This is a genomic window from Kordiimonas gwangyangensis DSM 19435 = JCM 12864, assembly GCF_000375545.1.
GTDB classification, from domain to species: Bacteria; Pseudomonadota; Alphaproteobacteria; order Sphingomonadales; family Kordiimonadaceae; genus Kordiimonas; species Kordiimonas gwangyangensis.
Window position 1 is genome coordinate 44,903 of sequence record NZ_AQXF01000007.1, and the last position, 13,572, is coordinate 58,474.

The window sequence follows — 13,572 nt, forward strand, 5'->3', positions numbered from 1 at the left end:
TTATGACTGATACACAACACATTCACTGGATCGGCGCAGGCCTCGCATCCGGCCCCGGTCTCGTGGCACTAGCGAGCGAGCTTGGCAATGTCACCGTCTGGGACATGTCCGACGAACGCGCAAAAATGCTGCAAGGGCATGTCGCGGGCGGCAATACGCTTGAGATCGGCGAGCTGAACCTTGATGACACTGATTCCGTCGCGCATTTCAAGAGCGTGCTAAACCCGGGCGATATTGTCATCTCCATGCTGCCGGCAGCCCTTCATGTAACGGTCGCAGAAATTGCGCTTGAAGCCGGCACCCATATGGTGACTTCAAGCTATGTGGATGACGCCATGGCCGCGCTTGACGCCCGCGCCAAGGAAAAGGGTCTCGCGTTCGTGAATGAAGTGGGCCTCGACCCCGGCATCGACCACCTGTTTGCCCATGTGATCGTGAATGCCGCGCGTGAGGCAGGCATGCTCGACCGTGGCTACCGCATCGACTTTGTCTCCCACTGTGGTGGTATCCCGGCTGAGAAGACCGACTTCACCTATAAATTCTCATGGACACCCTTTGGTGTCCTCAAGGCCCTCGCTAACCCCGCCCGCCGGATCGAAGGCGGCGAGGAAAAGGTGACGGAAAAGGTCTGGCATGCGGTGTCCGAGCTTGAAATCGCCGGCGAAACCTTTGAGGTTTACCCGAACCGCAACAGCCTGCCCTATATTGAGGAATACGGCCTTAAGGGCGAAAAACACCTCAACACCTTTGTGCGCGGCACGTTGCGCCAAGGCGGCTGGAAAGAAGCCTGGGCGCATATCTTCGCGGAAGTTGAAAAAGGCGACACTGTGCGTCTCAAGGCGCTGTCGCAGGAACTGTGGAACGAATACCGCTACGCTGACGGCGAAAAAGACCGCGTGGTGCTCTATGTCGCGCTGACCGCCAGCAACAACGACGGTATGGAAGTCTGGTCCGCCTCGCTTGCCCTTGACGAAGTGGGCAGCGGCTGGCAGACCGCCATGGCACGCACTGTGTCGCTGACTGTGGCTGAGGCCATAAAAGCGGCAAAACGCGGCGTGTTTGAACCGGGTGTGCACGCAGCACTGACGGACGCGGAAGAGGCCAAGAAATGGCTGCGCGGCCTGAAGGACGCCGATGTCACCATCCGTGCGCATAATGTCAATCTCTGAGGTATATCAAGTGCCCAATACTCAAATCACCGGCGGACAGGCGCTCATTGAAGCGCTCATCGCAAACGGCGCGGACTATGCCTTCGGCGTACCGGGGGAAAGTTACCTCGCGGCGCTTGATGCCTTCCATGACGCTGAAGACAGCCTCAAATTCATCACCTGCCGTCACGAGGCAGGTGCCGCCAATATGGCGGAGGCATACGGCAAGATGACCGGCAAACCCGGCATCTGCTTTGTGACCCGCGGGCCCGGTGCCACGCATGGCACCATTGGCCTGCACACCGCCTTCCAGGACAGCACGCCGATGATCATGTTCATCGGTCAGGTTGCCGCCGATCAGGTGGAGCGCGAGGCGTTTCAGGAAATCGACTATCGCCGTTTCCTCTCGGAAGTCACCAAATGGACGGCTGAGATCAACGACGCGTCGCGCATCAGCGAATATGTTGGTCGCGCGTTCCGTGTGGCAACAAGTGGCCGCCCCGGCCCGGTAGCACTCGCGCTGCCTGAGGACATGCTGCGCGAGATGTGTGCGAAACAGGCGCAAATTCCGTACACGCCAAACCGTGCGCACCCGGGTGCGACCGACATGGCTGAGCTGAAGCGCCTGCTTGAGGGGGCCGAACGCCCGCTCGTGATGCTTGGCGGCAGCGGCTGGACCAAGGAAGCGGTTGATCAGGTCGAGGCGTTCGCTGAGAACAACAACCTGCCCGTCACGGTTTCCTTCCGCTGTCAGGACCGCTTCAATAACAACCACCCGAATTACATCGGTGACATGGGCATTGGTGCCAACCCGGCACTGATCAAGCGCATGAAGGATGCTGATGTGCTGCTCGTGCTCGGCCCGCGCCTTGGTGAGATGACCACAGGTGGCTACGAGCGCTTGTCCGTTCCGGTTCCGGAAAAAACCCTTATTCACATGCATCAGGGCGCGGAAGAGCTGGGCCGGGTGTACCACCCCACCCTCGCCATCAACGCGACACCTGTGACCATTGCACCGCTTCTGGCCGACATGAAACTGGCCGGCAACGAGAAGTGGGCGGCATCGACAGCAGAGGCGCGCAAGGCATATGAAGCCTGGACTACACCGACCGACAACCCCGGTGATGTGAAGATCGCGAGCCTCTATGCGCACATGCGTGAGACACTGCCTGCTGACAGTATCTTCTGTAACGGCGCGGGCAACTATGCCGCATGGCTGCATAGGTTCTACCGCTACCGCGACTTCCCGACCCAGCTTGCGCCCACATCCGGCGCCATGGGTTACGGCGTACCGGCTGCCATTGCCGCCAAGATCGTGAACCCATCGAAGACTGTTGTTGCCTGTGCGGGCGACGGCTGCTTCATGATGAGCGCGATGGAACTGGCGACCGCCGCGCGCTACGGTGCAAATGTCATCTTCCTCGTGTTCAATAACGGCATGTACGGCACGATCCGCATGCACCAGGAACGCGACTATCCGACGCGGGTTTCAGCGACCGAGCTTACGAACCCAGACTTCGTGAAGCTTGCCGAAAGCTTTGGCGCATTTGCGACCCGCGTTGAAAAGACCGAGGACTTCGCATCTGCACTTGATGCGGCACACAAGTGCGGCAAGCCCGCACTGATTGAGATCATGGTGGACCAGGAGGCCATTGGCCCCACTGCCACCCTATCCGGCCTCCGGGCCCGGAAATAAGAACCCGAAGAAATAAGAACAGAGACAATTCGAACATCAAGGAGAGTACCGATGCAGGCACGTGTTGCTGACATCCTTAAAGAACTGGACATCAAGCCGAGCGCATTCGAGAACGGCGATCTGGACGTTTATTCCCCGATCGACGGTGGCCTGATGGGCAAAGTGAAAATGGACACGGCAGAAACCGTGGACACCAAGATTGCTGCTTCCGTTGAAGCCTTCAAGAAATGGCGCACGGTTCCGGCGCCGCGCCGGGGTGAGCTTGTTCGCCTGCTCGGTGAAGAGCTGCGCAAATACAAGGACCCGCTTGGTGCCCTCGTGACCGCTGAATGCGGTAAAATCTACGAAGAAGGCAAAGGCGAAGTTCAGGAAATGATCGACATCTGCGATTTCGCGGTTGGTCTTTCCCGCCAGATGTATGGCCTGACCATTGCGTCCGAGCGCCCCGGCCACCACATGCGTGAATACTGGCAGCCGCTTGGCCCCGTGGGCATCATCTCCGCCTTCAACTTCCCGGTTGCTGTGTGGGCATGGAACGCTGCCCTCGCGCTGGCGTGCGGTGACCCGGTGATCTGGAAGCCGTCGGAGAAAACACCGATGACCGCGCTTGCGTGCCAGAAGATCCTTGAGCGTGCCATGGCCAAGTTCGGTGACGATGCACCAGAGGGCCTGTCCTCTGTCATCATCGGCATGCGCGACATCGGCGAGCGTATGGTTGACGATGTACGCGTACCGCTTATCTCCGCCACTGGCTCCACCCGCATGGGCCGTCAGGTTGGCCCGCGTGTAGCTGAGCGCTTCGGCAAATGCATCCTCGAGCTCGGCGGCAACAACGCCATCATCGTGGCGCCAAGCGCTGACCTTGAAATGGCAATCCCGGGCATCGTGTTCGGCGCAGTTGGCACCGCAGGCCAGCGCTGCACCAGCACCCGCCGCCTGATCGTGCACGAGAGCGTTTATGACACCCTCGTACCGCAGCTCAAGAAAGCCTACTCGAGCATCCGTATCGGCGACCCGCTCAAGGCTGGCACGCTCGTTGGTCCGCTGATCGACAAGGACTCGTTCGAAAATATGGAGAAGGCACTGGCTGCCGCAAAAAGCGAAGGCGCAACCATCACCGGTGGCGGCCGTGCGAAGGCTGATGATTATCCGAACGCCTACTATGTGAACCCCGCGATCGTTGAGCTTGATAGCCAAACGGAAAGCATGTGCGAAGAGACATTCGCGCCGATCCTTTACATCGTGAAATACAAAGACCTCGACGACGCAATTGCGATGCAGAATGCTGTACCGCAAGGCCTGTCCTCCGCGATCTTCACGACCGATGTGCGCGAAGCTGAAAGCTTTATCGCGACCACCGGTTCCGATTGCGGCATTGCCAACGTGAACATCGGCACCTCCGGTGCTGAAATTGGTGGCGCCTTTGGTGGTGAGAAAGAAACCGGCGGCGGGCGCGAGAGCGGCTCCGACGCGTGGCGTGCCTACATGCGCCGCCAAACGAGCACGGTGAACTACAGCCGCGAGCTTCCGCTTGCACAAGGCATCAAGTTCGACCTCGGCTAAGGCCGCAGGTCCACAGAGGTCAGGGAGGGGGTTCAGGGCTACCCTGACACAATAACGATAGCCTTAAGAAAAACTTGGGCGGTCCTTTGTGACCGCCCTTTTTCTTTGTTCTGGTAGCCTGTCAAACTTCTAAAATTTTCCCCAAAACTGGACAGTTCCGCAAGAAAGGCGCAAATTTTCCCTGCTATTCTTGGCCCTCAGGCAAAATTCAATCAGGCATGTATCAACCAACCACTTTCGTGAGGTTTGGAATGCCCAGTCGTTATGATGTGACCGCTGTATGTAAAGCCGAAGGTCGAAATTCCTTCGAGACCGTTACCCACTTGTGTGGCGAAAGCTATGACGGGTCCGAGTGGCAGATCACCATGGAAGATGCAGTTGAGGGTGTACGCTGCGGCAGGTTCGCATTTGTGGTACAGTCTGAGGACGGCAAGCAGCACGAGCTCCGCATCGCGATGAGCCCTTATGCGCGCTACTACCTCAAGGCCGACAAGGACAGGGGTGAACCGCGTACCTTATTGAGCTTGCCCACACACTGAGCGCCGACCGAGGCTAAAAAGAAAACCCCCTGAAGCGTTGCTTCAAGGGGTTTTGATTTTTTTGTGGATCTGTAAAAAGGTAGAATTAACGACCTTTTACTACCAGACCATCACGCTCCAGGCGCTTGCGCTCCAGTTTGCGAGCGCGGCGAACGGCAGCAGCCTGTTCACGAGCCTTCTTTTCAGATGGCTTTTCGTAGAACCGACGCATTTTCATTTCGCGGTACACGCCTTCACGCTGAAGTTTCTTTTTCAGCGCACGAAGGGCCTGGTCCACGTTATTATCCCGAACGGTAACCTCCATGGGTTACACCTTCCTTTCTAAAGCCAGAATTTATAGTGCGGGACATCGGGGTCGCACCATAGGGCAACAGGCCTATAGCAGAGCGCACCCGTGCGCACAAGTCATTTCCACACAAGAACCCTATGCGGCACAAGGCTTCGCGCCGCACTGGGATCGTTCATAATTATTTCCATACCACAATTCAGCGGGAAATTCCAGCTTGCGGCAACCTGCCCTCTCGCGCACGAGAGAGAGGCGTGCTAGGCAGGGACAAGATGAAAAATGTCGGCAAGCATGTTATGCTTCGTTCCAAATACAGGAAATGACCATGACGACAGACAAGACACCGCTGGAACTCCGTGTACCCTTGATTGAGGCGATGCTCTCGCATGTACCCTTTGACGGCTGGAGCCAGAAAGCGCTCGAAAATGCTGCTGCCGACCTTGACGTAAGCCCGGAAATGGCTGAGCTTGCTTTCCCCGGTGGTGCCATGGAAGCCATGGAAACGCACCTCGTCCTGGCCGACGAGAAGCTGGCCGAAACGCTGGCATCGCTGAACCTGATGGACATGCGCATCCGCGACCGTATCACGCTTGCCGTACGCACGCGTATTGAGCAGGCGGGCAAACACCGTGAAGCCGTGAAACGTGGCGTTGCTGTGCACGCCCTGCCGCAAAACGTGGCTGCTGGCATGAAAGCCGGCTGGCGCACTTGCGATACTATATGGCGGGCCTGCGGCGATACATCGACCGACCACAACTGGTACACAAAACGTGCGAGCCTTCTGGCGGTCTATAGCTCGACCCTGCTTTTCTGGCTCAATGACGAATCTGAAGGCTTTGAAGATACCTGGGCTTTCCTTGACCGCCGGATCGAGAATGTCATGACGTTCGAGAAGACCAAATTCAAGATGCGTGAAGCCTGCGCCAAAGCGCCTTCCCTCTCAAACTTCATCAGCCGCCTGCGGTATCCGCACGCCTGACCATGGCTAAGGCTGAGCATAGCGACGAAAGCTTCTTCATCGGCCTCGATGACAAGGCACTGCCCCTTGTGCAGCGCTGGCGGCGCTATCTCGAAAGCGAGAAGCGCATGTCTGTGCATACGCTTGATGCCTATGCCCGCGACTTTGGTGACTTTATTGCCTTCATGAACGGTCACTTAGGCTCAAGCCTCACCCCAAAGCATTTCGCAGGCCTCGGCATTCGTGATTTCCGCGCGTTTCTTGCGCACAAACGGGCGAAGGGGGCATCGGCCCGCAGTACCGCGCGAGCACTTTCAACCATACGCAATTTCTACCGTTTTCTCGCGCGCACAGAAGGCGTCGAGAATGATGCCATCCGCGCGATCCAGGGGCCCAAACTGCCGCACCGTGTGCCGCGCCCGCTGACGGAAGAGAGCGCACGCTCTGTTCTGGAAACCGTTGGTGACTTTGCGGACGAGGAATGGATAGCGGCGCGCGACACCGCCATCATCAGCCTGCTCTACGGCTGTGGCCTCCGGATCGCGGAAGCACTTTCCATGAATGTGGATGACATCCCGCGCGGCGATACCATGCGTATCACCGGTAAACGCAGCAAGGAACGCATTGTCCCCGTCCTGCCAGTGGTGCGGGACGCGCTCAATCGCTATGTGGCCCAATGCCCCTTTGCCCTTAGAAGCGGCGAGGCACTTTTTGTCGGCAAGCGTGGCGCGCGCCTTGGGCCGCGCCCGGTGCAGCTTGTGATGCAAAAGGTGCGTGCCGTTCTTGGCTTGCCAGAGAGCGCGACCCCGCACGCCCTACGGCACAGCTTCGCGACCCACCTACTGTCACGCGGCGGTGACCTGCGCACTATTCAGGAACTGTTGGGTCACGCGGACCTCAAGGCCACGCAGGTTTATACAGAAGTCGATAGCGCCCGCCTGATGGACGTGTATGATAAGGCCTTCCGCCGTGCATAAGGCGGAGCTGATAAAACAGAGAGGAAATTCACGTGTCCATGCCCCCTGAAACCCCAAGAATTGATCGTTTCCGCGGCTGGGCGCTCACTGCACTTTATGGTGCCATGACCCTACTGAGCCTGATGCTAGTGATCGCCAACTATCTCATCTACCCAAGCTATAAGGGGGACAGCGTGCTGGTGATCGGCACCGGGCTTCTGGCGCTCGCTACCGTGCTCTTCAGCCTGCGGGCAGCGCTCTCGTTCCTTGGCGCCATGCGTGCGACCGCGGTCGGCAGCCCCAAGGTTTCCTTCATGCCATTCATTTTCATGACATTGACTGTGCTGGCTGAAAGCCAGATCTTCGGCAGCATCTAGGCGCGCATTAGCGTCCTGCGCGCGTTCTGGCGGTGCATACCGCCATGATCCCGCCGCTCGACACCGTGATACACACTCATCACCTCCCGCCGCCGGCAAGGCCCGATATAGGAACTGGCACGCACAAAGGGTTTTGGGTGCGCAGCTAAATGTTTGAGCCGGGTATCAAGCTGTTTGGCCGTGAGCGGCAGACCAAGGATTTCGTTCACGCCTGCATCGCGCGCAGTGAATACTTTGGCCGCACTGGGCTGCGGCATAATCAACACAATCGAGGCTTCGGCCACAGGGCCATCGCATAGGCGCACGAACCGCGCAAAATCTGCGCCGCCGTTTTCGCCAAAATCATAATCAATGAAAAAATGAGTGAAGCTGAAATCATGCATGCGGCGCACGGCATCTTCTGGCCGTGAAACGAGCTGCACCATGCCTGCACCAAACTCCTTCAGATAATGCCAGAGTGTTTCGCCGAGTTGCTTGTTAGACAGCGCCACAAGCGCATGCATGGAACGATAATTCATGCCTTTTTGCGGTATCACGATTTCCCCCTTGAGCGCGACTTTCCATCGCGTCTCACCTCAACATAGCCCCATCTCCCGATTAGTATTATTTTTCAACTACGTCAAAAGTTTATTTTGCCGAAAACACAGAGAATATGTGCACTTTTGTACACAAACTCACAACCTTCCTGATCGGACGAACAACTAGAATTTCAACAGGCGTGGAAAATTATTCTATTTTTGCTAAGACGCCCGGCGCACCGGGTCGTTTCCACCCCGGGTTTTACGGCGCTCAACGCCGTGGTGAATTTTCACCACCTCACGGCGGCGACACGGGCCAATATAAGACGAGGCCCGAATGAAGGGCTTGGGGTTTCCGATCATATGGTCAAGCCGCGCATGCAATAGCTTGGCGGTAAGTGGCAATCCAAGGATTTCGTGGGCGCCGGCATCGCGGGCGGCCCAAACCTTTTCCCGGCTTGGGTTCGGGATTACCATGACCACAAAAGCCTCGGCCATGGGGCCATCGATCATGCGGATGAATTTGATAAAATCCACGCCACCAAACTCAGGAAGTTCATAGTCGACAAAGAACAAGGTGAAACGCGACTGTTCCATACGCAACACGGCATCTCGCGCGCTGGTTACCAAGCGACCACCACCGATTCCCTGTTCTCTCAGAAAGTGCCAGATCGTCCGGCCAAGCTGCACATTTGATAGCGCGACCAGCGCATTATGCGCGGCATAATTTACTTTACCATACTGCATCAACTGTTCCCCAACGCCAGTTTCACGATGCCTGATGGGTGCCCGTATTTGCCTGACCGGGCCGAATTTTAATTAAATTCGAATGAAAAGATTAAAACCTACACGCTGACCTAAAGTCAAAAGACACATAAAATTTTATCTAAATTCAGCAACAGATTCGCCGGGAATAAATTTTATCAGCATTATTGTTTGCGGAACGCTTATGCACTATTAAGCTTCTGGATCGAGAAATTGTTTGGCTGATCAGGGGGAAATAATGCCAATCCCAATTCCTTGGTATTTTTCTCAGGCCCCGCGCCTTTTGCCCAAACATGTGCCGGTATGTCGGTAGCTCGTTCTTCCGATCACCCAATAAAATACAAATATTACCCCAAAAGGCCAACACCTCTGCCCGTTCGGGCGGAGTATATCAGGTAGAAATGCAATGAAGAAAACGCAGTATTCCCGCAGGCTCACTGCGGCGTTACTTGCAGGGCTGGCATCCACCACGTCCCTTACCGTTACCTCAGCGGCAAATGCCAATGATGAAGCAAAAATCGCCGAAATTCTCGCGCGTCTTGAACGACTTGAGGCAGAGAACAAGGAACTCCGGCAGGAACTTGTTCAAATCAGGAACAACCCCAGCCTCAGCCTCAGTGAAGGCGCCACGGAGAATGACCCCGGTGAAGTCGAGGTCGCTTCGAGCGCGACAGAGGCAGATGCCAGTGTCGGCACGATCAAACTGAGCCACCGCCTGTCATACGATATGCTGGACCCGACCACACGCATCAACCGCAAGCAAGAACTCCTGCTTGAAGCGCGGCAGGATGGCTCCCTACCGTCCAACTCTGTCATTTTTGGTGGCGCAATAACCGCAATCGCCGACTACTGGCACAGTAACCGGGAGAACAAGTTCGGTTACCTGATGCGCCACCCAACCCCGAACAACCAGCAGCAGAACGATGTGAGCGAAGCTGTACTCCATAGCGCACAGCTCAGCATGACCGCCACGCTAGGTGACTGGGTCACCACCTATGCTGAACTCCTTTATGATCCAGAACAGAGCTTCGGCGCAGGGACGATCACCGCGATTTCGCGCAACCAGGTGCAACTGCGCAAGGGTTATGTGGTCATCGGCAATCTGGACGAAACGCCCTTCTATCTTACGCTTGGCAAGATGGCGACGCCGTTTGGTTTGACCGATACGGTGAACCCCTTCTCCTCTTCGACCTTTTGGCACGCGTTTGGTGGCCTCGCCTATGGCGCCAAACTCACCTATCATGATAATGGCCTGAATGTATCGGTCGAAGCTGTTCAGGGTGGTGCGCAGTTCCGCGCGGCCAATATGCCAAATAACGGCACCGCGGTCCCGAGCAAGCTCAACAACTATGTGATTGACGCCAATTATACCTATGGCTTCGGTGACGCGGATTATCTGCTTGTGGGCGGTTCGTACCAACGTGGTAGCGCCTATTGCCAGACCTACCCGGTCACGCACTTCAACCCTTGCCCTGACAACAACCCGGCATGGGCGGCTTATGCACAACTGCAAACTGGCCCGTTCCAGTTCATTGGCGAATTCGGCAAAACCACCAAAGTGTGGGAAGGCACATTCAACCCCACCCCACCCCTCGACCGGTTCGAAGCCAGCAAGGTCAGCAGCCTGACACTTGGCGGCAAATACACGACGGCGATTGCCGAGCGCCAGTTGGATCTCTCGCTCGAGTTCAGCAACTTCCGCGCCGGCCCCAATGGCGCACCGTGGGAGAAGCAGGATCAGTGGGTGCTGGGTGCGGCGCATTTCATTACGCCAAGCGTGAAAGGCTTTGTGGAACTGCTGCAGATCAACGGCTATGCCCCACTGAACTTCATTAGTGGCGGGAACGTAGCGCCGGGCGCGACACACAGCGATATCGACACCGTCAACCGTGGTGTGATCATCGGTGTCAATGCAGCCTTCTAGGAAACATTGACGCAAAAACGACGAAGGCCCCGGCAAATTGCCGGGGCCTTTTTAATTTCAGTCGCCAACTGCGTCCCTACATGTGGATCGGACGGTTGTGAACCGCGAGAGCGGCTTCCTTCACTGCTTCCGTTTCCGTCGGGTGCGCATGGCAGGTCAGCGCGATATCTTCAGCAGACGCGCCAAATTCCATCGCCGTCGCGGCTTGGGCAATCATGTTGCCAGCGTCCGCGCCGATGATGTGAACACCAAGCACACGGTCAGTTTTCTTATCCGCGAGGATTTTCACAAAACCGTCGGTTTGCAAGTTTGCTTTCGCGCGGCTGTTTGCCGTGAAGGGGAATTTGCCCACGCGGTATTCGATCTTGGCTTCCTTGAGGTCTTCCTCGGACTTGCCCACATTCGCGACTTCCGGGTGGGTGTAAACCACGCCCGGGATCACATCGTGGTTCACATAGCCGGTGAGACCCGCGATATATTCAGCAACCGCAACACCTTCGTCCTCGGCTTTGTGCGCCAGCATCGGACCCTCGATCACGTCACCAATCGCCCAGATACCGGGCACGTTGGTGGAGAAATCGTGGTTCACCTTCACGCGGCTACGCTCGTCAAGTTCCACGCCCACGGTCTCGAGGCCAAGGCCTGCCGTGTAGGGACGGCGACCGACGGACACCAGCACCACATCGGCATCAAGCGTTTTGGCGTCGCCACCTTTTACCGGCTCGAATGTAACTTTCACGCCGGACTTGGATTTCTCGACCGAGGTCACTTTGGAAGACAGGTTGAGGTTCATACCTTGCTTCTTGAGGATACGGCCAAAGTTCTTGCGAACCTCACCGTCCATGCCCGGCAGGACTTGGTCCATAAACTCAACAACGGTGACTTCAGAGCCAAGCCGCTGCCATACTGAGCCAAGCTCAAGCCCGATCACACCGCCGCCAATCACTACAAGGTGCTTCGGCACTTTCGGCAGGCTGAGCGCCCCGGTGGAGGAAACGATCTGTTTCTCGTCGATCTCAACACCCGGCAGGCTGGCCACGTCACTGCCCGTCGCGATAACAGTGTTTTTCGCCTTGATGGTTTCCTTGCCGCCGTCATTGAGTTCAATCTCAATGGTGTCTTTTGCTGCAAAGCGCGCGGCACCCTTGTACCAGGTGATTTTGTGTTTCTTGAAGAGGCCTGCAATGCCGCCTGTCAGACCTTCAACGATCTTGTCCTTCGCGCCCATCATTTCCTTGAGGTCGAAGCTCACACCTTTGGTGGTGATGCCGAACTTCCCAAGGTCATGCGCAGCCTCGTGATAGAGGTGCGATGCATTCAGAAGCGCTTTCGAGGGCATACAGCCCACGTTCAGGCAGGTCCCGCCGAGTGTATCGCGCTTGTCGATGCACGCGACCTTGAGACCAAGCTGGGCTGCGCGGATTGCGGCAACATAACCGCCGGGGCCGGCACCGATGACAACTACGTCAAATTGATCAGACATTTGATGTCCCTTCTTATCGAAACAAAGGGTGGGAACGAAGGCCCACCCATTATCTTTCATATACCAGAGATCGGACGTGCCGCCTTACATGTCAAGGAGCAGGCGGGTCGGGTCCTCAAGGGCTTCCTTCACACGGACAAGGAAGGTCACAGCTTCGCGACCGTCAATGATGCGGTGATCGTAGGACAGCGCCAGATACATCATCGGGCGGATTACCACCTGGCCACCAATCGCCATCGGGCGTTCCTGGATCTTGTGCATGCCAAGGATACCGGATTGCGGGGGGTTCAGGATCGGGCTCGACATCAGCGAACCGAAGATGCCGCCATTCGAAATGGTAAAGGTGCCGCCCTGCATATCGTCAACCGTCAGCTTGCCGTCGCGGGCCTTGCGGCCATAGTTGGCGATCGCCAGTTCGGTGTCAGCAAAGGACATGTCCTGCGCGTCCTTGAGGACCGGCACAACAAGACCGTTCGGCGACGATACGGCAACGCCGATGTTCGCGAAGTTGTGGTAGACGATCTCGTCACCATCAATCTGTGCGTTCACCGCCGGAATTTCCTTGAGCGCGAGGCAGCAAGCCTTGGTAAAGAAGCTCATGAAGCCGAGCTTGATACCGTGCTTGGTCGCGAACAGGTCTTTGTATTTGTTGCGCGCTTCCATCACAGCCGTCATGTCCACCTCGTTATAGGTGGTCAGCATCGCTGCGGTGTTCTGTGCGTCCTTGAGGCGCTCGGCGATACGCTTCCTGAGACGGGTCATCTTAACACGCTCTTCGCGTGGGCCAGTTGCCGCAGGCGCTGCCGCAGTCGCGGCGGCTGAGAAAGTACGTGCCGAGCCGTTTTCAATCGCGGTCATAACGTCGTCTTTTGTCAGACGACCGTCTTTGCCGGTACCCGTGATCGACTTCGCATCGAGGTTATAATCCTCGACAATCCGGCGCACAGCGGGCGACATTGGCATCAGGTCACCGCTTGCGGACGATGCTGCAGGTGCGGGCGCCGGTGCGGCTTCCTTCTTCTCTTCAGCTTTCGGCGCAGGTGCTGGAGCCGCTTCTTTCTTCTCTTCCGCTTTTGGTGCGGAAGCCGGAGCAGATGCGGCCTTGCCCTCAGTGTCCACTTTTGCGATCAGCGCACCGATCTCAACGTCCTGACCTTCTTCAGCGATGATTTCCACGAGAACGCCAGCCACCGGACTCGGCACTTCCATGGCCACTTTGTCAGTTTCAACTTCTACAATCGGCTCATCCGCTTCGACGCGGTCGCCCACCTTTTTCAGCCAAGAGCCGATGGTGCCTTCAGCGACCGATTCGCCCATTTGCGGGATTTTGATATCTTCGATTGCCATTGGGTGTGCTCC

At 56.9% G+C, this 13,572-nt stretch carries 13 protein-coding genes; 8 read left to right on the forward strand and 5 right to left on the reverse strand.

Translation table 11 applies throughout. The features are described 5' to 3' along the window. The first annotated feature begins 2 nt into the window (after positions 1-2). From B150_RS0118010 to B150_RS0118025, 4 genes are all read left to right on the forward strand, one after another. Positions 3-1,169: a saccharopine dehydrogenase C-terminal domain-containing protein gene (locus B150_RS0118010; protein ID WP_020401348.1), complete on the forward strand. Its 1,167-nt coding sequence runs from the start codon at positions 3-5 to the stop codon at positions 1,167-1,169. Continuing rightward, on the forward strand, positions 1,156-2,844 hold the full coding sequence (locus B150_RS0118015) for a thiamine pyrophosphate-binding protein (RefSeq protein ID WP_020401349.1): 1,689 nt from the start codon (positions 1,156-1,158) through the stop codon (positions 2,842-2,844). Before B150_RS0118010 ends, B150_RS0118015 begins: the two co-directional genes overlap by 14 nt. A gap of 51 nt (positions 2,845-2,895) precedes the next feature. Beyond that, positions 2,896-4,407 carry an L-piperidine-6-carboxylate dehydrogenase gene (gene amaB, locus B150_RS0118020; RefSeq protein ID WP_020401350.1) on the forward strand — a complete coding sequence of 504 codons (1,512 nt, stop codon included), beginning with the start codon at positions 2,896-2,898 and terminating at the stop codon, positions 4,405-4,407. Positions 4,408-4,658: 251 nt separating this feature from the next. Then, the gene (locus B150_RS0118025) at positions 4,659-4,946 is read left to right on the forward strand and encodes a hypothetical protein (protein WP_020401351.1); all 288 of its coding nucleotides are present in this window, start codon (positions 4,659-4,661) and stop codon (positions 4,944-4,946) included. An 85-nt stretch (positions 4,947-5,031) separates the two neighbouring features. On the opposite strand, the gene rpsU is transcribed toward B150_RS0118025, so the two are convergent. Continuing rightward, positions 5,032-5,250 (reverse strand): 30S ribosomal protein S21, encoded by a 219-nt coding sequence (rpsU, locus tag B150_RS0118030; RefSeq protein ID WP_020401352.1) that lies wholly within the window; start codon positions 5,248-5,250, stop codon positions 5,032-5,034. A 307-nt stretch (positions 5,251-5,557) separates the two neighbouring features. On the opposite strand from rpsU, the gene B150_RS0118035 reads away from it, so the two are divergent. Genes B150_RS0118035 through B150_RS0118045 form a run of 3 tightly spaced genes read left to right on the forward strand, consistent with a single transcriptional unit; the run spans position 5,558 to position 7,523 of the window. Continuing rightward, a complete protein-coding gene (locus B150_RS0118035; RefSeq protein ID WP_020401353.1) occupies positions 5,558-6,211 on the forward strand; it encodes a COQ9 family protein in 654 nt (217 codons plus the stop codon). Between the two features lie 2 nt (positions 6,212-6,213). After that, positions 6,214-7,167 (forward strand): tyrosine recombinase XerC, encoded by a 954-nt coding sequence (locus B150_RS0118040; RefSeq protein WP_020401354.1) that lies wholly within the window; start codon positions 6,214-6,216, stop codon positions 7,165-7,167. 32 nt (positions 7,168-7,199) lie between these two features. Beyond that, a complete protein-coding gene (locus B150_RS0118045; RefSeq protein ID WP_020401355.1) occupies positions 7,200-7,523 on the forward strand; it encodes a hypothetical protein in 324 nt (107 codons plus the stop codon). Here the strand turns inward: B150_RS0118045 and B150_RS22755 are convergent. Together B150_RS22755 and B150_RS21830 are read right to left on the reverse strand one after the other, a co-directional pair. Then, the gene (locus B150_RS22755) at positions 7,520-8,059 is read right to left on the reverse strand and encodes a response regulator (RefSeq protein ID WP_020401356.1); all 540 of its coding nucleotides are present in this window, start codon (positions 8,057-8,059) and stop codon (positions 7,520-7,522) included. The two genes, B150_RS0118045 and B150_RS22755, sit on opposite strands and share 4 nt — an antisense overlap. A 204-nt stretch (positions 8,060-8,263) precedes the next feature. Further along, the gene (locus tag B150_RS21830; protein ID WP_020401357.1) at positions 8,264-8,788 is read right to left on the reverse strand and encodes a response regulator; all 525 of its coding nucleotides are present in this window, start codon (positions 8,786-8,788) and stop codon (positions 8,264-8,266) included. A gap of 424 nt (positions 8,789-9,212) precedes the next feature. On the opposite strand from B150_RS21830, the gene B150_RS0118060 reads away from it, so the two are divergent. Continuing rightward, on the forward strand, positions 9,213-10,730 hold the full coding sequence (locus B150_RS0118060) for a hypothetical protein (RefSeq protein ID WP_020401358.1): 1,518 nt from the start codon (positions 9,213-9,215) through the stop codon (positions 10,728-10,730). A gap of 76 nt (positions 10,731-10,806) precedes the next feature. Here the strand turns inward: B150_RS0118060 and lpdA are convergent, their stop codons facing one another. Together lpdA and odhB are read right to left on the reverse strand one after the other, a co-directional pair. Beyond that, positions 10,807-12,213 (reverse strand): dihydrolipoyl dehydrogenase, encoded by a 1,407-nt coding sequence (lpdA, locus tag B150_RS0118065; RefSeq protein WP_020401359.1) that lies wholly within the window; start codon positions 12,211-12,213, stop codon positions 10,807-10,809. Between the two features lie 84 nt (positions 12,214-12,297). After that, complete coding sequence (gene odhB, locus B150_RS0118070; RefSeq protein WP_020401360.1) at positions 12,298-13,560, reverse strand: 2-oxoglutarate dehydrogenase complex dihydrolipoyllysine-residue succinyltransferase; 1,263 nt, start codon at positions 13,558-13,560, stop codon at positions 12,298-12,300. Positions 13,561-13,572: the final 12 nt, after the last annotated feature.